The organism is Streptomyces sp. H27-D2, assembly GCF_035828615.1.
Classification (GTDB): Bacteria; Actinomycetota; Actinomycetes; order Streptomycetales; family Streptomycetaceae; genus Streptomyces.
Map to the genome: position 1 here is coordinate 45,489 of NZ_JAYMZR010000003.1, position 23,692 is coordinate 69,180.

Annotated in this window: 21 protein-coding genes and 1 tRNA gene; 14 read left to right on the top strand and 8 right to left on the bottom strand. The window is 72.2% G+C overall.

The features are described from left to right. The 6 genes from QMK28_RS01870 to QMK28_RS01895 all read left to right on the top strand — a co-directional run bounded on the left by QMK28_RS01870 (position 1) and on the right by QMK28_RS01895 (position 8,102). Entirely contained in the window at positions 1-1,602 is a 1,602-nt protein-coding gene (locus tag QMK28_RS01870; protein WP_326435172.1) for a beta-N-acetylhexosaminidase, read from the top strand. A gap of 272 nt (positions 1,603-1,874) precedes the next feature. After that, positions 1,875-2,774: an FAD binding domain-containing protein gene (locus QMK28_RS01875; protein ID WP_326435173.1), complete on the top strand. Its 900-nt coding sequence runs from the start codon at positions 1,875-1,877 to the stop codon at positions 2,772-2,774. Further along, positions 2,771-5,194, top strand: a complete 2,424-nt coding sequence (locus QMK28_RS01880; protein WP_326435174.1) for a (2Fe-2S)-binding protein — start codon at positions 2,771-2,773, stop codon at positions 5,192-5,194. Before QMK28_RS01875 ends, QMK28_RS01880 begins: the two co-directional genes overlap by 4 nt. Then, positions 5,191-7,518 carry a xanthine dehydrogenase family protein molybdopterin-binding subunit gene (locus QMK28_RS01885; RefSeq protein ID WP_443050495.1) on the top strand — a complete coding sequence of 776 codons (2,328 nt, stop codon included), beginning with the start codon at positions 5,191-5,193 and terminating at the stop codon, positions 7,516-7,518. The genes QMK28_RS01880 and QMK28_RS01885 overlap by 4 nt, the downstream gene beginning before the upstream one ends. Positions 7,519-7,662: 144 nt before the next feature. Further along, a complete protein-coding gene (locus QMK28_RS01890) occupies positions 7,663-7,824 on the top strand; it encodes a hypothetical protein (protein WP_326435175.1) in 162 nt (53 codons plus the stop codon). A 95-nt stretch (positions 7,825-7,919) separates the two neighbouring features. After that, positions 7,920-8,102: a hypothetical protein gene (locus tag QMK28_RS01895; RefSeq protein WP_326435176.1), complete on the top strand. Its 183-nt coding sequence runs from the start codon at positions 7,920-7,922 to the stop codon at positions 8,100-8,102. A gap of 14 nt (positions 8,103-8,116) precedes the next feature. Here QMK28_RS01895 and QMK28_RS01900 read toward each other — a convergent pair. Both QMK28_RS01900 and QMK28_RS01905 read right to left on the bottom strand, forming a co-directional pair. Further along, a tRNA-Cys gene (locus QMK28_RS01900) sits at positions 8,117-8,188 on the bottom strand. 190 nt (positions 8,189-8,378) lie between these two features. Further along, positions 8,379-9,317 carry an alpha/beta fold hydrolase gene (locus QMK28_RS01905; RefSeq protein WP_326435177.1) on the bottom strand — a complete coding sequence of 313 codons (939 nt, stop codon included), beginning with the start codon at positions 9,315-9,317 and terminating at the stop codon, positions 8,379-8,381. 365 nt (positions 9,318-9,682) lie between these two features. Here QMK28_RS01905 and QMK28_RS01910 point away from each other — a divergent pair, with 365 nt between their 5' ends. The 6 genes from QMK28_RS01910 (at position 9,683) to QMK28_RS01935 (ending at position 15,790) form a co-directional block, all read left to right on the top strand. Next, complete coding sequence (locus tag QMK28_RS01910; protein ID WP_443050502.1) at positions 9,683-11,227, top strand: MFS transporter; 1,545 nt, start codon at positions 9,683-9,685, stop codon at positions 11,225-11,227. A 92-nt stretch (positions 11,228-11,319) separates the two neighbouring features. Next, positions 11,320-11,520, top strand: coding sequence for a ribbon-helix-helix protein, CopG family (locus tag QMK28_RS01915; protein ID WP_443050496.1), 201 nt, complete (start codon positions 11,320-11,322; stop codon positions 11,518-11,520). After that, positions 11,517-11,906 carry a type II toxin-antitoxin system death-on-curing family toxin gene (locus QMK28_RS01920; RefSeq protein WP_326435179.1) on the top strand — a complete coding sequence of 130 codons (390 nt, stop codon included), beginning with the start codon at positions 11,517-11,519 and terminating at the stop codon, positions 11,904-11,906. The genes QMK28_RS01915 and QMK28_RS01920 overlap by 4 nt, the downstream gene beginning before the upstream one ends. Positions 11,907-12,091: 185 nt before the next feature. Beyond that, positions 12,092-13,873, top strand: coding sequence for a DEAD/DEAH box helicase (locus QMK28_RS01925; RefSeq protein ID WP_326435180.1), 1,782 nt, complete (start codon positions 12,092-12,094; stop codon positions 13,871-13,873). 383 nt (positions 13,874-14,256) lie between these two features. Continuing rightward, positions 14,257-14,898: an IclR family transcriptional regulator gene (locus QMK28_RS01930; protein WP_326435181.1), complete on the top strand. Its 642-nt coding sequence runs from the start codon at positions 14,257-14,259 to the stop codon at positions 14,896-14,898. Positions 14,899-15,010: 112 nt separating this feature from the next. Then, positions 15,011-15,790 carry a S16 family serine protease gene (locus QMK28_RS01935; RefSeq protein ID WP_326435182.1) on the top strand — a complete coding sequence of 260 codons (780 nt, stop codon included), beginning with the start codon at positions 15,011-15,013 and terminating at the stop codon, positions 15,788-15,790. A gap of 86 nt (positions 15,791-15,876) precedes the next feature. Here the strand turns inward: QMK28_RS01935 and QMK28_RS01940 are convergent, their stop codons facing one another. The 5 genes from QMK28_RS01940 to QMK28_RS01960 form a co-directional block, all read right to left on the bottom strand. Then, positions 15,877-16,890, bottom strand: a complete 1,014-nt coding sequence (locus tag QMK28_RS01940; RefSeq protein WP_326435183.1) for a glycine betaine ABC transporter substrate-binding protein — start codon at positions 16,888-16,890, stop codon at positions 15,877-15,879. Positions 16,891-16,892: 2 nt separating this feature from the next. Next, a complete protein-coding gene (locus QMK28_RS01945; RefSeq protein ID WP_326435184.1) occupies positions 16,893-17,765 on the bottom strand; it encodes an ABC transporter permease in 873 nt (290 codons plus the stop codon). Beyond that, positions 17,762-18,985 carry a betaine/proline/choline family ABC transporter ATP-binding protein gene (locus QMK28_RS01950; RefSeq protein WP_443050504.1) on the bottom strand — a complete coding sequence of 408 codons (1,224 nt, stop codon included), beginning with the start codon at positions 18,983-18,985 and terminating at the stop codon, positions 17,762-17,764. The genes QMK28_RS01945 and QMK28_RS01950 overlap by 4 nt, the downstream gene beginning before the upstream one ends. A 112-nt stretch (positions 18,986-19,097) precedes the next feature. After that, positions 19,098-19,745 (bottom strand): ABC transporter permease, encoded by a 648-nt coding sequence (locus tag QMK28_RS01955; RefSeq protein WP_326435186.1) that lies wholly within the window; start codon positions 19,743-19,745, stop codon positions 19,098-19,100. A gap of 36 nt (positions 19,746-19,781) precedes the next feature. Next, positions 19,782-20,255: an Lrp/AsnC family transcriptional regulator gene (locus tag QMK28_RS01960; RefSeq protein WP_326435187.1), complete on the bottom strand. Its 474-nt coding sequence runs from the start codon at positions 20,253-20,255 to the stop codon at positions 19,782-19,784. 158 nt (positions 20,256-20,413) lie between these two features. On the opposite strand from QMK28_RS01960, the gene hppD reads away from it, so the two are divergent. Then, positions 20,414-21,559, top strand: a complete 1,146-nt coding sequence (gene hppD, locus QMK28_RS01965) for a 4-hydroxyphenylpyruvate dioxygenase (protein ID WP_326435188.1) — start codon at positions 20,414-20,416, stop codon at positions 21,557-21,559. 84 nt (positions 21,560-21,643) lie between these two features. After that, a complete protein-coding gene (locus QMK28_RS01970) occupies positions 21,644-23,011 on the top strand; it encodes an FAD-binding oxidoreductase (RefSeq protein WP_326435189.1) in 1,368 nt (455 codons plus the stop codon). Between the two features lie 110 nt (positions 23,012-23,121). Here the strand turns inward: QMK28_RS01970 and QMK28_RS01975 are convergent, their stop codons facing one another. Then, positions 23,122-23,598 (bottom strand): SsgA family sporulation/cell division regulator, encoded by a 477-nt coding sequence (locus QMK28_RS01975; RefSeq protein ID WP_326435190.1) that lies wholly within the window; start codon positions 23,596-23,598, stop codon positions 23,122-23,124. Positions 23,599-23,692 lie beyond the last annotated feature (94 nt).

Consider the following 23,692-nt stretch of genomic DNA (forward strand, 5'->3'; position numbering starts at 1 on the left):
ATGACCGACCCCGGCTCCCACCCCGCCTCCCACCCCGGCTCCCACGAACTGATCCCCGCCCCCCGCAGCCTGCGCCGCGCGCCCGGCAGCTTCGTGCTCGGGCGCGGCCCGGTCCCCGACCTCGGGCGGCACGAGGCGATCCGCACCGCCGTGGACCCGGCCGTCGCCGACGAACTCGGCCCGGAGGGCTACCGGCTCGTCGTGGACGCCGAGGGCGTGCGCATCACCGGCGGCGGCGACGCCGGCGTCTTCTGGGGCACCCGGACGCTACGTCAACTCCTCGGCCCGGACGCGTTCCGGCGCGCGGCGGCCGACCCGGAGCGCGAGTGGACGGTGCCGTACGTCAGCGTCGAGGACGCGCCCCGGTTCCGCTGGCGCGGGCTGATGCTCGACGTGGCCCGGCACTTCATGCCGAAGGACGGCGTGCTGCGCTACCTCGATCTGCTCGCCGAGCACAAACTCAACGTGCTGCACCTGCATCTGACCGACGACCAGGGCTGGCGCGTCGAGATCAAGCGCTACCCGAAGCTCACCGAGGTCGGCGGCTGGCGGGAGCGGACCAAGTACGGACACCGGATGTCACCGCTGTGGGACGAGAAGCCGCACGGCGGTTACTACACCCAGGACGACATCCGCGAGATCGTCGCCTACGCGGCCGAACGGCATATCAGCGTCGTCCCGGAGATCGACATCCCCGGCCACTCGCAGGCCGCCATCGCCGCGTACCCCGAACTGGGCAACACCGACGTCATCGACACCACCTCCCTGGGCGTCTGGACCACTTGGGGCGTCAATCCGAACGTACTCGCCCCCACTGACACCACCCTGCGCTTCTACGAACACGTGCTGGAGGAGGTCCTCGACCTCTTCCCGGGCGCCTTCGTGCACATCGGCGGCGACGAGTGCCCCAAGGATCAGTGGCGCGAGTCGGCGGCCGCTCAGGCCCGCATCAAGGAACAGGGGTTGAAGGACGAGGACGAGTTGCAGAGCTGGTTCATCCGGCACTTCGACGGCTGGCTCGCCGAGCGCGGCCGGCGGCTGATCGGCTGGGACGAGATCCTGGAGGGCGGTCTCGCCCCCGGCGCGGCGGTCTCCTCCTGGCGCGGCTACGCGGGCGGCATCGCCGCAGCGCAGGCGGGCCACGACGTCGTCATGTGCCCCGAGCAGCAGGTCTACCTCGACCACCGGCAGGCGGACGGCGAGGACGAGCCGATGCCCATCGGCTATGTCCGCACCCTGCGGGACGTCTACCACTTCGAGCCGGTGCCGCCGCAACTCGACGCCGAGCAGGCGCGGCGTGTCATCGGCGCCCAGGCCAACGTCTGGACCGAAGTCATGGAGACCGCGCAGCGGGTGGACTACCAGGCATTCCCCCGGCTCGCCGCGTTCGCCGAGGTCGCCTGGTCCGAACTCCCGGCGCCCGCGGCGCGCGACTACCCGGACTTCGAGCGCCGGATGACCGCCCACTACACCCGGCTGGACGCCCTCGGCGTCGACTACCGGCCGCCCGGCGGCCCGCACCCCTGGCAGCGCCGTCCGATGCCGGACGGCGTGAGCGGCGGCCTCGGACGCCCGATCGACGGGCCGCCCCCGATCGTGTGAGCCGTCACGGAACCCGCGTGCCCCTTTCGCGCGTCCCTGGGACGGTGGTTACCCTCTGCGGCGTAAGTCGCACAAGGCTCCCGAACAGTGGCAATACGCACCCGTCGGTGACAGCTCCGGAAAACGGGCGCTCACCCGGCCCAGCGCGCGCCACCCGGTTCGCGGACCCTCGCGTCGGCGGATCCGGAAGATGTGCCAGAGTTGCCACGTCCGGGCCGTGAGCACGTAGCGTACGGCGCAACAGCCGGGACTCCGGGGACGGGGCAGCTGGGTTGACCACGCACGCAACGCACGCGGCGCAATCGGTGACGTTGCCGGCCTCGCTCGACGAGGCCGTCGCGGCGCTGGCCGCCATGCCCGCGGCCGTTCCCGTCGCGGGCGGCACCGATCTGATGGCGGCCGTCAACGACGGACTGCTGCGGCCCGCCGCCCTCGTCGGCCTCGGCCGGATCAGCGAGATCCGCGGCTGGCAGTACCAGGACGGACACGCGCTGCTCGGCGCCGGCCTCACCCACGCCCGGATGGGCCGCCCCGACTTCGCCGCGCTCATCCCCGCGCTCGCCGCCGCCGCCCGCGCCGCCGGACCGCCGCAGATCCGCAACGCGGGCACCCTGGGCGGCAATATCGTCACCGCCGCCGCGACCGGCGACGCGCTCCCGGTGCTCGCCGCCCTCGAAGCGACGCTGATCATCGCCGGACCGCACGGCACCCGCCGGGAGACCCCCGTCGGCCACCTGCTCGCGGGCGTCGACATGCTGCGCCCCGGTGAACTCATCGGCTTCGTACGGGTGCCGCTGCTGCACGCCCCGCAGACCTTCCTCAAAGCCACCGGCCGCACCGGCCCCGGCCGCGCCACCGCCTCCGTAGCCGTCGTCATGGAGCCGGCCCGGCGAACAGTGCGCTGCGCGGTCGGCGCCGTCGCGCCGATGCCGCTGCGGCCGCTCGAAGCCGAGCGCTGGGTGGCCGGACTCATCGACTGGGACGGTGACCGCTCGCTCGCCCCGGAGGCCTGCGCGGCCTTCGGCGAGTACGTCGCCGCCGCCTGCATTCCCGACCCGGAGCCCGCGCCCGAGGGCGGCGCACCGGCTCCGGCGCTGCCGCCCGCCGCGCTGCATCTACGGCGTACGGTGGCCGTCCTGGCCCGCCGCGCACTTGGGAGGGCGCTCTCGTGAGCGACGCCGACAGCCCGCAACAGCGTCCGGAGACGGACGCGGGCGCGGGCCCGAATCCATATCCGGACCCGAATCAAGGCCCGGACCCGAGGCAGCAGTACCCCGAGCAGGGCTGGCAGCCGCTGCCGCAGGGTGCGGAGTACGACGCGGAGGCGACCGCCTTCGTGCAGCTCCCGCCCGGCCTGATGGACTTCGCCACGCTGCCGCCCGGCTCCGACCCGCTGGCCGCCCCCGGCCACGGCTACACCCCGCCGTCCTTCCCGGACGCCAGGGCCCCCGGCCAGCACGCCGCGCCGCCCGCGACCCCGGGCGCCGGCACCGACCCGGGCGCGACCGGGCAGTGGTCGACGAACCAGTGGTCGACGCCGTTCACCGACGGTTCGACCAGGCCGACGGACCGGTCCGGGTACCGCGCGCCGGAGCCCGTCCGCCGCGATCCGGACCCCGCGGACACCGCCCAGTGGCCCATCCCGGAGAGCGGCGCCACCGGCCAGTGGTCGATCCCCTCCGTGCCGGACGACGGCGTGGACGAGTCCGGCGAGTACGTCGTCGGCGACCACCCGTCCGCCCCTGCTCCGCACTACGACCCCAACGGCGGCCGGGCCGGCGACGGCGGCACGGGCACCGGCCAGTGGACGTTCCCCGGCGCGGCGCAGCCGTCCGCCGACTACCCCGCCGACTCCGGCTACCCCGCCCCGGCGAACCCGCAGCCGTACGACGCGGCCGCCTCCACCGGGCACTGGCGCTTCCCCCCGGACGCCTCGGGCGACTCACCCGACTCACGGGATTTCGCGCCCCGGCACGACGCCCACGCGCCGGAAGCCCCGACGCCCGGCTGGCCCGACGCGTCATCCGGCGCGGGCCACTGGTCCGGGCCCGCTGGGCCCGCCGCGCCCGCGGAACCGGGAGCCGGCTCCGGCGAGTTCGGACGGACCGGCGGAACGGGCGGGGTCAGTGGGGCCGAGCGGCCCGGCGGGCCCCACGCCTTCGCGCCGGACGACCGCTCCGCCGCCGTGCACCCCGCGTGGCGGACGGACCCGGGCGCGGGCACGGACGACGGGCGACCGCACGTCCAGCGCGCCGGCCCCGGCCCCGACCGAGGGCCCGCCGTCAACGACGGGCGCGGTGATGGCCGCAGGGATGTTCGCGGCGACGGGCACAGCGCCGACAGGCACAGCGGCGGGCAGGCCGACGCGGGCCGTACGGGTCAGCACGCCTGGCCGTCCGACGCCGTACGCGACCTGCCGCAGCCCCGCTCGGCCGCCGCCTCCGAGAGCGGGCCGCCCGACGCCCGTTCGTCCGATCCCCGCAGGTCGCCCCTGTCCGGCCCGCTCGAACACGAGCGGCAGGACGGCGGGCACTCCGCATCGGCAGCCCCGGAGCACACCGGGCAACCGGCCGAACCGAACGCGCAGTTCACGGACGCGCCCGCCGGCGCGCCCGCGGACCGTGCCGACGGCCCCGGGCAGACGTCCGGCCCGGGCGAGTCCGCCGACGACGGCCCACAGAGCGCGCGGGCCACCGAGGCCGACGACGCCAGGGCCGAACTCGCCGACGCCGAGCCCGACCCGGGCGTCAACACCGACCCGGGCGTCAACACCGACCCCGACCCCGACCCCGGCTCCGGCACCGACGACCAGGCGCTCGCCCCCGACCCGGCCGGTGACGCCGCCGAAGTCCCCGACCCGCACAGCGAGCACCCGAACGCCTCCTACGTGCTGCGGGTGAACGGCGCGGACCGTCCCGTCACCGACGCCTGGATCGGCGAGTCGCTGCTCTACGTCCTGCGCGAGCGCCTCGGCCTCGCCGGGGCCAAGGACGGCTGCTCTCAAGGGGAGTGCGGCGCCTGCTCGGTGCAGGTGGACGGGCGGCTCGTCGCCTCCTGCCTGGTGCCGGCCGCCACCGCCGCCGGCTCCGAGGTCCGTACGGTCGAGGGGCTGGCCCAGGACGGCGCGCCGTCCGACGTGCAGCGGGCGCTGGCCAACTGCGGCGCCGTGCAGTGCGGCTTCTGCGTGCCAGGACTCGCGATGACCGTGCACGACCTGCTGGAGGGCAACCACGCCCCCACCGACCTGGAGACCCGGCAGGCCGTCTGCGGCAACCTCTGCCGCTGCTCCGGCTACCGGGGCGTCGTCGACGCGGTGCGCGAGGTCGTCGCGGAGCGGGTCAGCACGGCCGAAGCCGCAGCGGACGCGGCCGACGAGGAAGCCCGCGCGGGCCGGCCGGGACACCCGGACGAATCAGGCGGCAACGGCGAATCCCGCGATACCGCTGACAACGCAGCGCGCATTCCGCACCAGAGCGGCCCGTACGGCGCAGGCCCCTACCCCACAGGACCGGACGGCTCCGTCAACGGGCACGGCTTCGTCCATGAGAACGGCCAAGGCAACGCCAACGCGCCCTCCGGAGGCCAGGCATGACTGGAATGGCCGACAGCGCCGCCGCCGTCACCGCGCCCCCCGCCGCGAACGGCCCGGCGCCCTTCGAGCAGCCGCCGCACGGACTCGGCGTCTCGCTGCTGCCCACCGACCTGATCGCCAAGGCCGAGGGCACCTTCCCCTACGCGTCCGACCTGTGGGCCGAGGGCCTGCTGTGGGCCGCGATCCTGCGCTCCCCGCACCCGCACGCCCGCATCGTCTCCATCGACACCTCCGCCGCCGCCGAGATGCCGGGCGTACGGGCCGTGGTGACCCACCACGACGTGCCGGGCGACGCCGGGCACGGCCGCAGGGTCGCCGACCGCCCCGTCTTCGCGAAGGAGATCGTCCGGCACCACGGCGAGCCGATCGCCGCCATCGCCGCCGACCACCCCGACACCGCCCGGCTCGCCGCCGCCGCCATCGCCGTCGAGTACGAGGTGCTGGAACCGGTCACCGACCCGGAGAAGGCGTTCGCCGCCGAGCCGCTGCACCCCGACGGCAACGTCATCCGGCACATCCCGCTCAGCTACGGCGACCAGGACGCGGTCGGCGAGGTCATCGTCGAGGGGCTCTACCGCATAGGCCGCCAGGACCCGGCCCCGATCGGCGCCGAGGCCGGGCTCGCCGTGCCGCGCCCGGACGGCGGCGTGGAGATCTACACCGCCTCCACCGACCCGCACGCCGACCGCGACCTGGCCGCCGCCTGCTACGGCCTGGAGCCGGAGCGGGTGAAGGTCGTCGTCACCGGTGTGCCGGGTGCGACCGCCGACCGTGAGGACCCGGGCATGCAACTGCCGCTCGGGCTGCTCGCGCTGCGCACCGGCTGCCCGGTCAAGCTCGCGGCCACCCGCGAGGAGTCCTTCCTCGGCCACCCGCACCGCCACCCGGCGCTGCTCCGCTACCGCCATCACGCGGACGCCGAGGGCAAGCTGGTCAAGGTCGAGGCGCAGATCCTGCTCGACGCGGGCGCGTACGCCGACTCCTCGTCCGAGACGCTGGCCGCCGCCGTGGCCTTCGGCGCGGGCCCCTACGTCGTGCCGCACGCCTTCATCGAGGGCTGGGCGGTGCGGACCAACAACCCGCCGTCCGGGCACCTGCGCGGCGAGGGCGCGCTCCAGGTCTGCGCCGCGTACGAGGGCCAGATGGACAAGCTCGCGGCCAAGCTCGGCATCGATCCCGCCGAACTGCGGCTGCGCAATGTGCTGGCCACCGGCGACCTGCTGCCCACCGGCCAGACCGTCACCTGCCCCGCCCCGGTCGCCGAACTGCTGCGCGCCGTACGGGACGCGCCGCTGCCCGCGCTGCCCAAGGACGGCCCCGAGGAGGACTGGCTGCTGCCGGGCGGCCCGGAGGGCGCGGGCGAGCCGAGCGCGGTGCGCCGGGGCGTCGGCTACGCGCTGGGCATGGTGCACATGCTGGGCGCGGAGGGCGCCGACGAGGTGTCCACGGCGACCGTCAAGGTCAGCGGCTCGGTGGCGACCGTCATCTGCGCGGCCGTCGAGACCGGCCAGGGCTTCACGACGCTGGCCCGGCAGATCGTCCAGGAGACGCTCGGCATCGAAGAGGTGCACGTCGCCTCGGTCGACACCGACCAGCCGCCGGCCGGCCCGGCCGCGCGCGGCCGGCACACCTGGGTCTCCGGCGGGGCGGTGGAGCGGGCCGCGAAGATGGTCCGCACCCAGCTGCTGCAACCGCTCGCGCACACCTTCGGGATGTCGACGGAGCTGCTGGCCATCGCCGACGGCAGGATCACCTCGTACGACGGGGTGCTGAGCACGACCGTCGCCGAGGCGCTGGACGGCAAGGAGCTGTGGGCGACCGCGCAGTGCCGCCCGCACCCGACCGAGCCGCTGGACGAGACCGGGCAGGGCGACGCGTTCGTCGGGCTCGCGTTCTGCGCGGTGCGGGCCGTGGTCGACGTGGACATCGAGCTGGGCGCGGTACGGGTGGTCGAGATGTCGGTCGCCCAGGACGTCGGCAGGGTGCTCAACCCGGGCCAGCTGCGGGCCAGGATCGAGGCGGGCGTCACGCAGGGCGTCGGCGCGGCCCTGATGGAGAACCTGCGCACCTCCCGCGGCGTCGTCCGCCGCCCCGACCTGACCGGCTATCCGCTGCCGACCGCGCTGGACGCCCCCGACATCCGTATCGTCAAGCTGGTCGAGGAGCGCGACGTGGTCGCCCCCTTCGGCGCGAAGTCGGTCAGCGCGGTCCCGGTGGTGACCTCCCCCGCGGCGGTCGCCGCGGCCGTACGGGCGGCCACCGGACGGCCGGTCAGCAGACTGCCGATCCGGCCGCAGGCGGCGGTGAGCGCGCCCCGGCAGTAGCCGGACGGCGGGTGGTCCCCGCTCGTCCGCCCGGTCGCCGTTGTTTTCCCGACAATTGCGATGTGCGGCCCCCTTCTGCCGCTGTCCGGTGCTGTACTGGTCCCTGACAGGGGTGGGGATCCCATTGGGTCGAAAGGCGGTTCGTTGAGCGGCTCGGAACTTCTGCGGCTCGCACGCATCAGGGCGGATGTCACCGGCGAGACGCTGGAACAGGCCCTGGCGGCGCTCCAAGGACGTCCCGAACCGGTCGCGGAGCCCGCGGAACCGGACGAGGAAGAGGGCCACGAGGCCGCCTCGGGGTCCTGACCGGCGGCGGCGGACAACCGATCGCGTTCCGCCGGTTCTGATCCATCTCGGATCGACGGCGGCCGGAGTCCGGGCGAGTTGGCAGACTGCCCGGCATGAACGACGTGAGGCCGAACAACGCTCCGGCGCTGTGCATCAAATGCAAGGGCACCGCGCTGATCCTGTCGAAGGCGCTGCATCCGGACAGAGGTGAGTCGCAGTGGCGGCTCACCTGTCTGGACTGCCGCGTCGCCTGGCCGCAGGATCAGCACGGGGGCGACGCGGATGAATATCTCTGAGGCGAATATCTCTGAGGCCGTGACCGGATTCGAACCGGCGTAACTCGCTTTGCAGGCGAGCCCCTCAACCACTCGGGCACACGGCCATGTCGTTGCGCTTATGACGACCATGGACGCTGCGGCGGCCGGGGGCAAGGGGGGCCGGCGGGGTGACACACGACTGGCATACGCGGTTCATATGACGGGGTGACGGGGTGACGGGGTGACGGGGTGACGGGTGACGGAGTGACGGGTGACGGGGGAGCGGGAATTCGACCCGCTCGGAATCCCGCCCGCTCAAGCGCCGTCGGGTTCCGCGACATCCTCAGCGGCGTCGCCTTCCGCGGCGTCGTCCTCAGCGGTGCCGAGGAATTCCTCGACCACCGGCCTGAACATCTCCGGCTCGTCCACCCACGGGTAGTGGCCCACCGTGTGCAGCGGCAGCACCCGCCCGTCCGGGAAGGACTCCGCGACCAGCTCGCCGGCGCGCATGCCGGACATCGCGTCCCGGTCGCCCGTGAGCACCAGCACCGGGCACTCCACCGATTCGAGCAGCTCCAGCAGCCCCTGCCGGGCCGCCTCGTCGACGCCCTGCCAGAAGCCCGCGCGGGGCACCGGGTTGAGCTGCTCGCCCTGCGTGGCGGCATGCGCCCGCTGCGGCTCGTCCCAGTGCCCGTACGCCAGCGGAGCGGCGCGCAGCAGCAGCTCGCGCACCTCGCCGAGGTCGCCGACCTCGGCGAGCCGCTGTACGGCGACGGAGGCGTCCGGCCACCAGGGCTCGGCGGCGCGGGACTCGAAGATCTCCTGGGCGTCGTGAGGGAGTTCGCCCTGGAGCCGGGAGCCGGGGCAGACCAGGACCAGGTGGGTCAGCCGCTCGGGGTGGCTCGCCGCGTACGCCTGCGCGACGGCCGCGCCCGCGTCGTGCGCGAGCAGCGCGAACCGCTCCAGGCCCAGGTGTTCGCGCAGCCGCTCCAGGTCCTCGGCCAGCCGCGGGAAGGCGTACAGGCTCGGGTCATCGGCGGTGGGGGAGTCGCCGGTGCCCCGGCTGTCCGGGATGACGAGGCTGCGGTGCGCGTCCAGGCCGCCGAGGTCGCCGAGGTAGGCGGCGTCCCGGCCGGGGCCGCCGGCCAGCACGAGGAGTGGCGGCAGGGCGGCCCGGTCCCCCTCGCCGGTGTCGCGCGCTTCGAGGACGCGGTAGGAGAGGTCGGTGTCGTCATAGGAGCGGTAGAGCGGCATACGGACCAGAGTGCCTGATCCCGCGCCGGTCCCGCGCCGGTCCCGCGCGGGGCGCGCGCGGGGCGCGCGCGGGGCGGTGGCGGCGCGGGGCCGGGAGTGCGCGCCGGGGGCGTACGGCTGCGGGGAGGGAGGGACCGACGGGACGGGAGGAGGCTCGTCCTAGGCCCAACGGATGAGGGGATGACCTCTCATTGACAGGAGCCAACGCCCCCTGTGCCTCTTACCCTGACGTGATGACCGCCTTGGAGCCGCGCGACGCCGATGTCGCCGACGAACCCGCAGCTCACCCAGCTGCCGACGCCCTGTCCACCGCCTCGACCGCACCGCTCGCCGGGCCGCGCACCGCCGCCCCGGCCGCTACCCGGATGGCGACGGACCAGCCGGGCGAACCGGCTGATCCGGCTGATCCGGCCGGGCTGGAGAAGGCGATTCGCCCGGACCGGACGCCCCCGCTGGGCGCCGCGCCCGGCTGGAGCGGGGTGCCGGGCGGCGTCCTGGGCAGTTCGTACCGCGCGCTCACCGTCGGCATCGTCTCGGTGGTCCTGCTGATCGCGTTCGAGGCCACCGCCGTCGGCACCGCGATGCCCATCGCCGCCCGCGACCTCGACGGCCTCTCCCTCTACGCGTTCGCCTTCTCCGGTTACTTCACGACGAGCCTGCTCGCCATGGTCGTCTCCGGGCAGTGGTGCGACCGCGGCGGGCCGCTCGGGCCGCTGTCCGTCGGCATCGGGGCCTTCGCGGCAGGGCTGCTGCTCTCCGGCACGGCGCAGGCGATGTGGGCCTTCGTGGCGGGCCGCGCGGTCCAGGGGCTCGGCGGCGGGCTGGTGATCGTCGCGCTGTACGTGGTGGTGAGCCGCGCCTACCCGGAACGGCTGCGCCCCGCCATCCTCGCGGCCTTCGCGGCGTCCTGGGTCGTCCCCTCGATCGTCGGACCGCTCGCGGCGGGCACCGTGACCGAGCACCTCGGCTGGCGCTGGGTCTTCCTCGGCATCCCTGTACTCGTGCTGGTCCCGCTCGCGCTCGCGCTGCCGGCCATCCGCCGCACCGCCTCCGGCGCGGTGACCGGGGCGGACGGCGAGAAGGTCGCCGGCGCGGCGGACCGGCCCGCCGTGGACCGCCGTCGGCTGCGGCTCGCGTTCGCCATCTCGCTCGGCGCGGGCCTGCTCCAGTACGCCGGGCAGGATCTGCGCCCGTCGTCCCTGGTCCCGGCCCTCGCGGGCGCGGCCCTGCTGGTCCCGGCCGCGCTGGGGCTGCTGCCGCCCGGCACCTTCCGCTCGGCGCGCGGGCTGCCGTCGGTGGTGCTGCTGCGCGGCGTCGCCGCCGGGTCGTTCATCGCCGCCGAGAGCTTCGTCCCGCTGATGCTGGTGACCCAGCGCGGCCTGTCGGTGACGCTCGCCGGGCTCTCGCTCGCGGGTGGCGGGCTGACCTGGGCGCTCGGCTCGTACGTGCAGAGCCGCCCCCGGGCCGAGCCGTACCGGGAGCGGCTGGCCCAGCTCGGGATGGTCCTGGTCGCGGCGGCCATCGCCACCGCGCCCGTGGCCCTCGTCCCCTCCGTGCCGGTCTGGACCCTGGCCGTCGCCTGGTGCTTCGGCTGCTTCGGGATGGGGGCGGTGATGTCCGCGACGAGCGTGCTGCTGCTGAAGCTCTCGGCCCCCGAGGAGGCCGGCACTAACTCCGCCGCGCTGCAGATCTCCGACGGCCTCTCGAACGTCGTGCTGCTCGCCGGCTGCGGCGCGGCGTTCGCGGCGCTCGGCGGCGGCTCGGTGGGCGCGGCCCACGCGGCGGCCTCCGGCGCGGCGGGCGGCTCGCACCCGGCGGCGTTCCTGGCGGTGTTCCTGCCCACGGCGGCGGTCGCGCTGCTGGGGGTGGTGGTGGCGGGGCGGCTACGCGGACGCGTGGCGGTGGGCTGAGCGGGTGCGTGCCGTTGGCTGAATGTGGCGGAGGGCCCGCCTCGCCGACTGAGTGGTATCACTATGACCCCACTCGGTGGTACCGTTCTGATGTGGCTATGAACCTGCGTCTTCGCGACGATCAGACCGACGCTCTGAAGCAGCGTGCCGATCAAGAGGGCGTCAGCATGCACGCCATAGTGATGCAGGCGCTGGACGACTATCTGGCCAGGACCGCGCAGCAGGCCATGGTGCGCAAGACGGCCAAGGCGCAGGCGGCCAAGTGGGGCGAGCTCATGGATCGGCTCAAGTGAACTGCGTCTATCTGTCCGCCGAAGATGTCCTGCTCATCGCCGAGTATGCCTGCGGTGACACGCCTGTCGTGGTGCGGGACGCCGGATTGCTGGAGTCGGCGGTGCACCGCCCCTCCGCAGCCATGTTCGGCGAGGAAGCGTATCCGGACCTTCTGGACAAGGCGGCCGCGCTTCTCCAGTCGCTGACGATCAACCATCCGTTCGACGACGGCAACAAGCGCACAGCCTGGTTGTCCTGTGTCACGTTCCTGACGATGAACGATGTCGAGTTGCGCCCGGACATCGATGCCGCGGAGCGCCTGGTGATCGGGGTCGCCACCGGCGAGATCGACGAAGTGAAGGTCATCTCGCAGGGCCTGTCCGCCCTGCTCGATCCCAATGTGTGACGGTTCTTCCCTGTCGAGCTGACGAGGTGCGGCCCTGCCGGGGCATGCGCGCCGCACCGGTAGGGTGGCCCGGTTGTCGTACCGCCTCGCACCGGCCCCACAGGCCGTGCGGGGCGTACCGTCCCCGTACCGTCGTGCCGCACCCCGTCCGTACCGCCCGAGCCGAGCGCCCCGAACCGGAGACCGTGACTACTACCGCCTCCCACCACCTCTCTCCCGCCTTCCCCGGCCGCGCCCCCTGGGGCACGGCCGGCAAGCTGCGCGCTTGGCAGCAGGCGGCCATCGACACGTATATCGAGAGCCAGCCGCGGGACTTCCTCGCGGTCGCGACTCCCGGCGCGGGGAAGACCACCTTCGCTCTGACGCTCGCGTCCTGGCTGCTGCACCACCATGTCGTGCAGCAGATCACCGTCGTCGCGCCGACCGAGCATCTGAAGAAACAGTGGGCGGAGGCGGCGGCGAAGATAGGCATCAAGCTGGACCCGGACTACTCGGCGGGCCCGGTGAGCAAGGATTACCACGGGGTCGCGGTGACCTACGCGGGCGTCGGCGTGCGCCCGATGCTGCACCGCAACCGCTGTGAGCAGCGCAAGACGCTGGTCATCCTCGACGAGATCCACCACGCCGGCGACTCGAAGTCCTGGGGCGAGGCGTGCTCGGAAGCCTTCGACCCGGCGACCCGGCGGCTGTCGCTGACCGGCACCCCGTTCCGCTCGGACACCAACCCGATCCCCTTCGTCGCCTACGTCGAGGGCAACGACGGCATCCGGCGCTCGTCCGCCGACTACACCTACGGCTACGGCAACGCGCTGGCCGACGGGGTCGTGCGGCCGGTCATCTTCCTCTCCTACAGCGGCAATATGCGCTGGCGCACCAAGGCCGGCGACGAGATCGCCGCGCGGCTCGGCGAGCCGATGACCAAGGACGCCGTCTCGCAGGCGTGGCGCACCGCGCTCGACCCGGCCGGCGACTGGATGCCCAACGTCCTCAAGGCCGCCGACAAGCGGCTGACCGAGGTGCGCAAGGGCATCCCGGACGCGGGCGGCCTGGTCATCGCGACCGACCAGGAGCAGGCGCGCTCCTACGCGAAGCTGATCCGCGGCATCACCGGCGAGAGCGCGGCGGTCGTGCTGTCCGACGACACCGGCTCCTCGAAGCGCATCGACGACTTCACCGCCTCCGACGCCCGCTGGATGGTCGCGGTGCGGATGGTCTCCGAAGGCGTCGACATCCCGCGGCTGGCGGTCGGCGTCTACGCGACGACGATCTCCACCCCGCTGTTCTTCGCGCAGGCGGTCGGCCGTTTCGTGCGCTCCAGGCGACGCGGCGAGACGGCGTCCGTCTTCGTGCCGACCATCCCGACGCTGCTCGAATTCGCCAGCGAGATGGAGGTCGAGCGCGACCACGTCCTCGACAAGCCGAAGAAGGACGTCGAGGAGGACCCGTACGCCGAGGAGGACAAGCTCCTCCAGGAGGCCGAGCGGGAGCAGGACGAGGAGACCGGCGAGGAGCAGCTGCCCTTCGAGGCGCTGGAGTCGGACGCGGTCTTCGACCGGGTGCTGTTCGACGGCGCGTCCTTCGGCATGCAGGCGCACCCCGGCAGCGAGGAGGAGCAGGACTACCTCGGCATCCCCGGCCTGCTGGAGCCCGACCAGGTGCAGATGCTGCTCCAGAAGCGGCAGGCCCGGCAGATCGCGCACAGCCGCAAGAAGCCGGACGACGAGGCCGACCTGCTGGAGCTGCCGGCCGACCGGCGTCCCGTGGTCACCCACAAGGAGCTGCTCGAAGTGCGCAAGCAGCTCAATGCGCTGGTCGGCGCGTATGTGCACCAGAGCGGCAAGCCGCACGGGGTCATCCACACCGAGCTGCGCCGGGTGTGCGGAGGACCGCCGAGCGCGGAGGCCACGGCCGGGCAGATCCGCGAGCGGGTCAAGAAAGTGCAGGAGTGGGCCACCCGTATGCGGTGAGCTTTTCCCCCGGGCTTTCCCCTCGGGCAGGTTGAGAAGTCAAGAAGTCAAGAAGTCAAGAAGTCAAGAAGTCGAGAAGTCGAGAGGTCAAGAAACAGCAAAGCGGCAGCGATCACCATCGGCCTCCAACAGCGGGACTTTCGCCATGTTCGGCGCAAAACCCCCGTGGACTGACCGGATTGTGGGCGGCCTCTTCCGCTGAGCGGTGCCGATCGCTACCGTGCCGCTCACATACACGCCCCGTGGCAGCGCCGCCGCGGAGCGCAGCCGGTGCCATGTGCCAGTCGACATGCGCCCGGCGGCCTCTGTCGCGCGTTCTCCGCTGGGACCGGAAACGCAGCTGCCGCGATGAGCCGCCACACTCACCCGAGAAGGGGGGCGTCGTGACCGCGGAGACTTCTCAGACGCTCGACCGGGGCCTGCGGGTCCTCAAACTGCTCGCCGAGACCGATCACGGACTCACTGTCACCGAGCTGTCCAACAAGCTCGGCGTCAACCGCACCGTCGTCTACCGGCTGCTCGCCACCCTGGAACAGCACGCTCTCGTACGCCGTGATCTCGGCGGCCGGGCGCGGGTCGGGCTCGGGGTGCTGCGGCTCGGACGCCAGGTGCACCCGCTCGTACGGGAAGCGGCGCTGCCCGCGCTGCGCTCCCTCGCCGAGGACATCGGCGCCACTGCCCACCTCACCCTGGTCGACGGCACCGAGGCGCTCGCCGTCGCGGTGGTCGAGCCGACCTGGACCGACTACCACGTCGCCTACCGGACCGGCTTCCGGCACCCGCTGGACCGGGGTGCGGCGGGCCGGGCCATTCTCGCCGCCCGGCAGAACCAGGGGCTGGAGCCCGGCTTCGCGTTCACCCACGGTGAGCTGGAGGCGGGCGCGAGCGGGGCTGCCGCGCCGCTGATCGGAGTGACCGGGATCGAGGGCAGCGTCGGCGTCGTGATGCTCGCCGACTCGGTTCCCGACCAGGTCGGACCACGTGTCGTGGTCGCGGCCCGGGAGGTGGCGGAGGCCCTGCGGTGACAGTCGTGGGCCCTGCGGTGACAGTCGTGGGGTCAGCGGGACCGCTGGGGTCGTCGGCGCCATCGGCACCGCTGATGTCAGAGGTCACTCACGGGTCAACTAGATTGGCGAAGTGTCCTCTCGCTCCCGCGCCCTCGCGATCTGCTCCGTCCTCGTCGTCGCGCTGCTCGCGGTAGCCGCCTTCGCGCCGTTGCCGTTCTCGCTGGCGCAGCCCGGCCTGACCACGAACGTGCTCGGCGCCAACCGGGGCAAGCCGGTGATCACCGTCGCCGGCGCCGACTCCCGCGCGACCTCCGGCGAGCTGCGGATGACGACGATCGCGGCCACCGGACCGGACGCCTCCGTCCGGCTCGGCGACCTCGTCGAGAACTGGTTCGCGACCGACCGCGCCGTGATGCCGCGCGACTCCGTCTACCCGGCCGGCGACTCCACCCGGGAGATCGAGCGGCACAACGCCGCGCAGATGAAGGCCTCGCAGGACACCGCGACCGAGGCCGCCCTCGGCTATCTGCACGAGTCCGCCGACGAGGTACGGGTCAAGCTGCGGCTCGCCGATGTCGGCGGCCCGAGCGCCGGGCTGATGTTCTCGCTGGGCATCGTCGACAAGCTCGACGGCGACGGCAGCGGCGGCGATCTGACCGGCGGCCGCACGATCGCCGGCACCGGCACCATCAGCAAGAGCGGCGCGGTCGGTGCGGTCGGCGGCGTCCCGCTCAAGACGCAGGCCGCCGGGCGCGACGGCGCGACGGTCTTCCTGGTCCCGAAGCAGGAATGCTCCGACGCGCGGGCGGAACTCCCCAAGGGCCTGCGGCTGATCCCGGTCAGCACGCTGTCGAGCGCGGTGGACGCGCTCAAGGCGCTCGAAGCGGGCGGCAAGGTCCCGAGCTGCTGAGGCCGCGCCGGCCGGACCACACCCCGTAGCCCGGCCCGGCGCGCTTCCCCAGCTCGCCCGCCGCCTGCACGCCCGTTCGGTCCGGCTCAGCCCTCCTTGATGAAGCCCTCCGCGACCAGCCAGTCCTTCGCCACCTCGTGCGGGTCCTCGCCGTCGACGTCAACCTTCGCGTTGAGCTCCTGGGCGACCTTGGTCGTGAGCCTCGCGCTGATCGGGTCCAGGACGTCCTTGATCTCCGGGTGCTTCTTCATCGTCTTGGAGTACATCTCGGGGGCCGCGTTGTAGTTGGGGAAGAAGTTCTTGTCGTCCTTGAGCACCTTGAGCTTCAGCTCGGGAATCCGGCCGTCGGTGGTGAAGACCTCGCCCAGGGTGCAGGCGCTGCCGCCGGAGACCTGGGTGTAGACGATGCCGCTGTCCATCTTCTTGAGGTTCCCGGCCGGCATCGAGAAGCCGTACTTCTTCTCCACGCCCGGCAGCCCGTCGTCGCGGACGGCGAACTCGCTCTCCACGCAGATCGTGGCGGCCCCGCGGTTCTTCTTGGCCAGCGCGGCCACGTCGGAGAGCGTCTCCAGCTGGTACTTCTCGGCGTTCTTCGGGTTCGCGGCCAGTGCGTAGGTGTTGTCGAGCGAGGACTGCGGCAGCCAGGTGATGCCGTTCTTCCGGTCCGCGTCGCGGACCGCCGCCCACTGCTTCCGCGGGTTGACGATCGGGTCGCTGTTGCCCAGATAGGTGATCCAGGCGGTGCCCGTGTACTCGTACATCCCGTCCGCCGCACCGGATTTGACGGCTTCCCTGGCGCCGATCGAGCCCTGGATGTTGGTCCGGTCCAGGACCGTCGCGCCGGCCGCCTTGAAGGCCAGGCCCATCATCTGGCCGAGGATGATCTGCTCGGTGAACTGCTTCGAGGTGACCGTCAGGTTCGCGCCCTTGAGCGGTTCGCCCTTGCCGATCGAGCCGGGTTTGACGTCGTCCACCATCGGGCTGCCGCTGGTGAGCCCGCAGCCGGCCAGCGCCGACGAGGCGAGCAGCGCGGCGCAGGCCGCCGCGGCCAGCCCCGTACGGCGGTAGCGGTGGCGTGGTGCTCCAGGTCGGTTGCGCATGCTCATCCCCCCACTTCCAGGCCGCGAGGCCGCAGCAGTACCTCGGCGAGCGAGGCCAGCCAGTCCACCAGCAGGGCCAGCGCCACGGTCAGCACCGACCCGAGGACCAGCACCGGCATGCGCTGATTGGTGATCCCGGAGTTGATCAGGTCGCCGAGTCCGCCGCCGCCGCCGAAGGTCGCCAGCGTCGCGGTGCCGACGTTGAGGACGAGCGCGGTGCGCACCCCGGCGAGGATCAGCGGCACGGCGAGCGGGAGTTCGACCCTGGCCAGCACGCCCAGCGAGGACATCCCGATGCCGCGCGCCGCGTCGACGAGCGTCGGGTCGATGGCCCGCAGCCCGGCGATGGTGTTGCTGAGCACCGGCAGCACGGCGTAGATGATGATGCCGATCAGCGCGGTGCTCTGGCCGATGCCCAGCCAGATGACGAGCAGCGCCAGCAGGCCGATCGCGGGGGTCGCCTGGCCGATGTTGGCCAGCGCCATCACTACCGGGCTGGCACGGCGCAGCGACTTGCGGGTCAGCGCGATGCCCAGCGGGATCGCGATGATCAGCACGAAGAAGGTGGAGATCACGGTGAGTTCGACGTGTTCCCACAGCGCGTTGACGACCGCGTCGCCCTTCAGGGTGTTCTTGGCGATCGAGTCCAGCTTCACATTGCTGATCCACAGGAAGGTGATGATCAGCACGACGGCCAGCAGCGAGGGGATGGTCAGCAGCTTGGGCAGGGTGAGCCGGGACGGCGGCTTCGTCGGCGCGACGGGCCCCGACTCGATCTCCTCGTCCGTCTCCGCCCGCCGGAAGGCCAGCCCGCGTACGTCGTGCTCGCCCTTCGGGCGCCCCACCGGGGGGCCAGGTTCGCGCCCCGGACTCATGACGGCTCCTTGGGTGCGCCCGGCTCGGTGAACAGACCCTCCTGGGCGTGCCGGGTCTGCGGGGCGCGTATCTCCTCCAGCTCGTGCCGGTGCTCCATGGCGGCGAGCCGGTCGGCTTCGAGCATCTCGTGCACGGAGTTCATCAGCGTCTCCATGTCGACGACGCCGATGTACTCGCCGCGCCGCCCGGTGACCGCGACCCGGCCGCCGCTGTCGGTCAGCACCGCCTCCAGCGCGTCGCGCAGCGTCGCGTCGCGGGTGACGTGGTCGTGCACGAGGGTGCCGGCCCGCGCCAGCGAGCCCTTGGCGCGCATCAGGTCGCCACGCCGCAGCCATTTGTACGGCCGGCCGCGCCGGTCGAGCATCAGCAGTTCGTTGGTGGACTCCGAGCGCAGCCGGTCGAAGATGGTCTGCAGCGGGTCGTCCACGCCGACGGTGGGGAAGTCGGCGATCTCCACGTCCCGCACCCGGGTCAGGTTGAGCCGTTTGAGGGCCGCGCCCGCTCCCACGAAGCCGGAGACGAAGTCGTCGGCGGGGTTGGTGAGGATTGCCTCGGGGGTGTCGAACTGGGCGATGTGCGACTGCTCGCGGAGCACCGCGATGCGGTCGCCGAGCTTGATGGCCTCGTCGAAGTCGTGGGTGACGAAGACGATCGTCTTGTGCAGCTCGTGCTGGAGCCGGATCAACTCGTCCTGGAGGTGGTCGCGGGTGATCGGGTCGACCGCGCCGAACGGTTCGTCCATCAGCAGTACGGGCGGGTCGGCGGCGAGCGCGCGGGCCACGCCGACGCGCTGCTGCTGGCCGCCGGAGAGCTGGCGCGGGTAGCGGCCGTGGAACTCGCGGGCGTCCAGCCCGACGAGGTCGAGCATCTCCTCGACCCGGTCCTTCACCTTCGATTTGGACCAGCCGATCATCTTCGGCACCAGCGCGATGTTCTCGGCGACCGTCATGTGCGGGAAGAGGCCGGAGGACTGGATGGCGTAGCCGACCTTGCGGCGCAGCTTGACCGGGTCGATGTCGGTGACGTCCTCGCCGCCGATCCTGATCCGGCCCGAGGACGGCTCGATCAGCCGGTTGATCATCCGCAGCGTGGTGCTCTTGCCGCAGCCGGAGGGGCCGACCAGGATCACCATCTCGCCGGCGGCGATCTCCATGTTGACGCTGTCGACCGAGGGCGTGGAGTTGCCCGGATAGATCTTGGTCAGGTTCTCCAGCTCGATGGTCGCGCCGGTGACGGCGGAACTGGAGGACGGTGAAGGTGACGGTGACGCGGGCGAGCGCGGCTCGGGCGCGGACCGCGCGGATTCCGGCGACTCCGGCGACGCGGGCGACTCAGGCACGGATACCCCTTGAGATGGTCAGTCGTCCGAGAAGGACGTACGCGGCGTCGAACAGCAGGGCGAGGACGACGATCCCGAGCGTGCCGGACAGCACCTCGTTGAGCGCGTTGGCACTGCCCAGGCTGGAGATCCCGCGGAAGATCTGGTTGCCGAGGCCGGGCCCCGAGGCGAACGCGGCGATCGCCGCGATGCCCATCAGCATCTGGGTGGACACCCGGATGCCGGTGAGGATCGGCGGCCAGGCGAGCGGCAGCTCCACCTTGATCAGCTGGGCGATCCGGGACATCCCGATGCCCTTGGCGGCGTCGACCAGGGTGGGGTCGACCCCGCGCAGCCCGACGATGGCGTTCCGGACGATGGGCAGCAGTCCGTACAGCACCAGGGCGACGACGGTCGGCGCGACGCCGAGCCCGACGATGGGGATGAGCAGGCCGATCATGGCCAGCGAGGGGACGGTGAGGATTGTCGCCGTGGTGGTGATGGCGAGGTTCCCGGCCCACTCCTTGCGGTACGTCAGCACCCCGATGAGGATGCCCAGCACGGTCGCGATGACCATGCACTGGAACACAGCGCTCGCATGCTGGTACGCGTCCACCAGCAGCTGTTGGTGCCGGTTGCCGAGGTATTCCCAGAAGTCCACAAGAACCTCTCCTGTCCCGTCAGCGTGCTGAGAAACTCAACTGCGGTCCTCCGACGCCTGTCGCACCAGCGGAGTGATCCGGAGCGGTACCGGATTCTCCATCACGATCGCCGTGGAGGCCCGCATGATGCCATCAAAGCCCACAACGCGGTCGATCACACGTTGAAGGTCGGAGTTGGACCGGGCGACGAGGCGGCAGAGCATGTCGCCGTGCCCCGTGGTGGTGTGCAGCTCCAGCACCTCGGGGACGCCGGCCAAGTGCGCCCGTACGTCGGCGCCCTGACCCTGTTTGATCTCCAGCGTGGCGAAGGCGGTGACCGGATAGCCGAGCGCGGCCGGGTCCACGTCGGGTCCGAAGCCGCGGATCACCCCGTTGGCCTGCAGGCGGTCGAGCCGGGCCTGCGCGGTGCCGCGCGCGACGCCGAGCCGGCGGGACGCCTCCAGGACGCCGATGCGGGGCTCCTCGGCGAGCAGCTCCAGCAGCCGTCCGTCCAGCTCGTCGATTCCCATGGGTGCCTCCCGGTCACAGGCCCGGCGCTCGGCCGGGCGGGTCCTGTCGGTGGTCATCATGCACACATCGCCCGCTGATTCTGCCGGACGGCTGTACAAGGTGATCAGTGAATCCGCCGACTATTGCGCACCTTGCAGATCGGAGGGAGCCTGCGACCATGACTGAGACCATCGAAAACACCCCCAGCACCGCTCGGCAGGCCGACCCCTTCCCGGTGAAGGGGATGGACGCGGTCGTCTTCGCCGTGGGCAACGCCAAGCAGGCCGCGCATTACTACTCCACCGCCTTCGGTATGAAGCTGGTGGCCTACTCGGGTCCGGAGAACGGCAGCCGCGAGAGCGCGAGTTACGTCCTCACCTCGGGCGCGGCCCGCTTCGTGTTCACCTCCGTCATCAGGCCGTCCACCGACCGGGGCCGCTTCCTCGCCGACCATGTCGCCGAGCACGGCGACGGCGTCGTCGACCTGGCCATCGAGGTGCCGGACGCCCGCGCCGCCTACGTGTACGCCGTCGAGCACGGCGCGAGGGGGCTCGACGCGCCGCGCGAGGTCACCGACGAGAACGGCACGGTCGTGCTGGCCGCCATCGCGACGTACGGCAAGACCCGGCACACCCTGGTCGAGCGGTCCGGCTACGACGGCCCGTACCTGCCCGGCTTCGCAGCCGCCGCCCCGATCGTCGCGCCCCCGGCGAAGCGGATCTTCCAGGCGATCGACCACTGCGTGGGCAACGTCGAGCTCGGCAAGATGAACGAGTGGTGTGCCTTCTACAACAACGTCATGGGCTTCACCAACATGAAGGAGTTCGTGGGCGACGACATCGCCACCGAGTACTCCGCGCTGATGTCGAAGGTGGTCGCGGACGGCACCCTCAAGGTGAAGTTCCCGATCAACGAGCCGGCCATCGCGAAGAAGAAGTCGCAGATCGACGAGTACCTGGAGTTCTACGGCGGTCCGGGCGTCCAGCACATCGCGCTCGCCACCAACGACATCGTCGCCACGGTCGAGGCGATGCGGGCACAGGGCGTGCAGTTCCTGGACACCCCCGACTCGTACTACGACACGCTCGGCGAGTGGGCGGGCGACACCCGGGTGCCGGTCGAGACTCTGCGCGCGCAGAAGATCCTGGTCGACCGGGACGAGGACGGCTATCTGCTGCAGATCTTCACCAAGCCGGTCCAGGACCGGCCGACCGTCTTCTTCGAAATGATCGAGCGGCACGGCTCGATGGGCTTCGGCAAGGGCAACTTCAAGGCGCTCTTCGAGGCGATCGAGCGCGAGCAGGACAAGCGCGGCAACCTCTGACACCGGCCGCACCGCCGAGCGCGGCGCCGACCCGAGCGAGCTGCGGATCTTCCCCGCGGCGCGCTCGGGTGGCACGCTGGCACCATGGGCGATCTCCTCGAACTGCTGCGCGACGGCCTGCCGGACGAGGCCGTCCTCACCGACCCCGACATCGTCAGCTCGTACGCGCACGACATGGCCAGCTTCTGCGAAGCGGGCAGCGCCGCCGTCGTCGTCCTGCCGCGCACCGTCGAGCAGGTGCAGCACGTGATGCGCACCGCGACCGCGCTACGGGTGCCGGTCGTCCCGCAGGGGGCGCGTACGGGCCTGTCGGGGGCCGCCAACGCCTCCGACGGCTGCATCGTGCTCTCGCTCGTCAAGATGAACCGGATTCTGGAGATCAGCCCGGTCGACCGGGTGGCCGTCGTCGAGCCCGGCGTCGTCAACGCGGTGCTCTCGCGGGCCGTCAACGAACACGGCCTCTACTATCCGCCGGACCCCTCCAGCTGGGAGGAGTGCACCATCGGCGGCAACATCGGCACCGCGTCCGGCGGCCTGTGCTGCGTGAAGTACGGCGTCACCGCCGAATACGTACTGGGCCTCGACGTGGTGCTGGCCGACGGCCGGCTGTTCAGCTGCGGCCGGCGCACCGCCAAGGGCGTCGCGGGCTACGACCTGACCCGGCTGTTCGTCGGCTCCGAGGGCAGCCTCGGCATCGTCGTGCGCGCCGTCCTCGCGCTGCGCCCCGAACCGCCCCGGCAGCTCGCCCTCGCGGCCGAGTTCCCCTCCGTGGCCGCCGCCTGCGCCGCCGTCTGCGAGATCATGGCGCGCGGCCACGCGCCCTCACTCCTCGAACTCATGGACCGTACGAGTATCCGAGCCGTCAACGCGATGGCGAACATGGGCCTCCCCGATTCCACCGAGGCGCTGCTGCTCGCCGCCTTCGACACCCCGGACCCGACCGCCGACCTCGCAGCCGTCGGCGAGCTGTGCACGGCGGCGGGCGCGACCGAGGTCGTACCGGCCGAGGACAGCGCCGAGTCCGAACTGCTGCTGCAAGCCCGGCGGCTCACCCTGACCGCCCTGGAGGCGGTCAAGTCGGCGACGATGATCGACGACGTCTGCGTGCCCCGCAGCCGGCTCGCCGAGATGCTCGACGGAACCGCCGCCATCGCCGAGAAGTACGACCTCACCATCGGGGTCTGCGCGCACGCGGGCGACGGCAACACCCACCCCGTCGTCTGCTTCGACGCGGCGGACGAGGACGAGAGCCGCCGGGCGCGCGAGTCCTTCGACGAGATCATGGCGCTCGGCCTCGCACTCGGCGGCACCATCACCGGCGAACACGGCGTCGGCGTACTCAAGAAGGAGTGGCTGGCCCGCGAGCTGGGCCCGGTCGGGGTGGAGTTGCAGCGCGGCATCAAGCAGACCTTCGACCCGCTCGGCCTGCTCAACCCCGGCAAGATCTTCTGACCCGTCCCGTACCGCGACAGCCCGCCCCGACCGCCTCCCCGGTGTCCCCAGTGCCCCCAGTGCCCCCAGTGCCCCCAGTGCCCCCAGTGCCCCCGGTGTCCTCCCGGTGGCTACGCGCCCGGCTCGGACGACTCGTCCGAAGGCCAGGGATCACGCAGCCACAGATCGTCACCGGGGGTCGGCGTCAGCAGCTTGAGCAGGGCGTCGTCGAGCCCCAGCCGGTCGTTCTCGGAACCCGGCGCCACCACCCGCAGTGTGCGCTCCAGCCACGCCGACACCACCGCCGCCGAAGCCTCCAGCAGCGCGTCGCCGTCCGGGGAGCTGAGCGCCACGCAGACCACGCCGCGCCCGTCGACCTTGGTCGGCCAGATCCGCACATCGCCGTGCCCGCACGGCCGGAACACCCCCTCCACCAGCAGTTCGCGCGCGAAGGTCCAGTGCACGGGGGCGTCGGAACCGACGTGGAAGGCGATATGGACGGCATAGGGATCGTTCGTACGGTAGGTCAGCCGGGCCGGGACGGGGATGCTGCGCTCCGGCGACAGCACCAGGTTGAGTTCCAGCTCTCGTTCCACCACGGTGTGCATTGTGTGCGCCCTCTCTCGGGTTCTCTCGCTGACGGCCCCTGGGCGGGCCTGTAGCAGGAGAGAGCGCACTTCTCCGCGGGTATGACGCGACTTG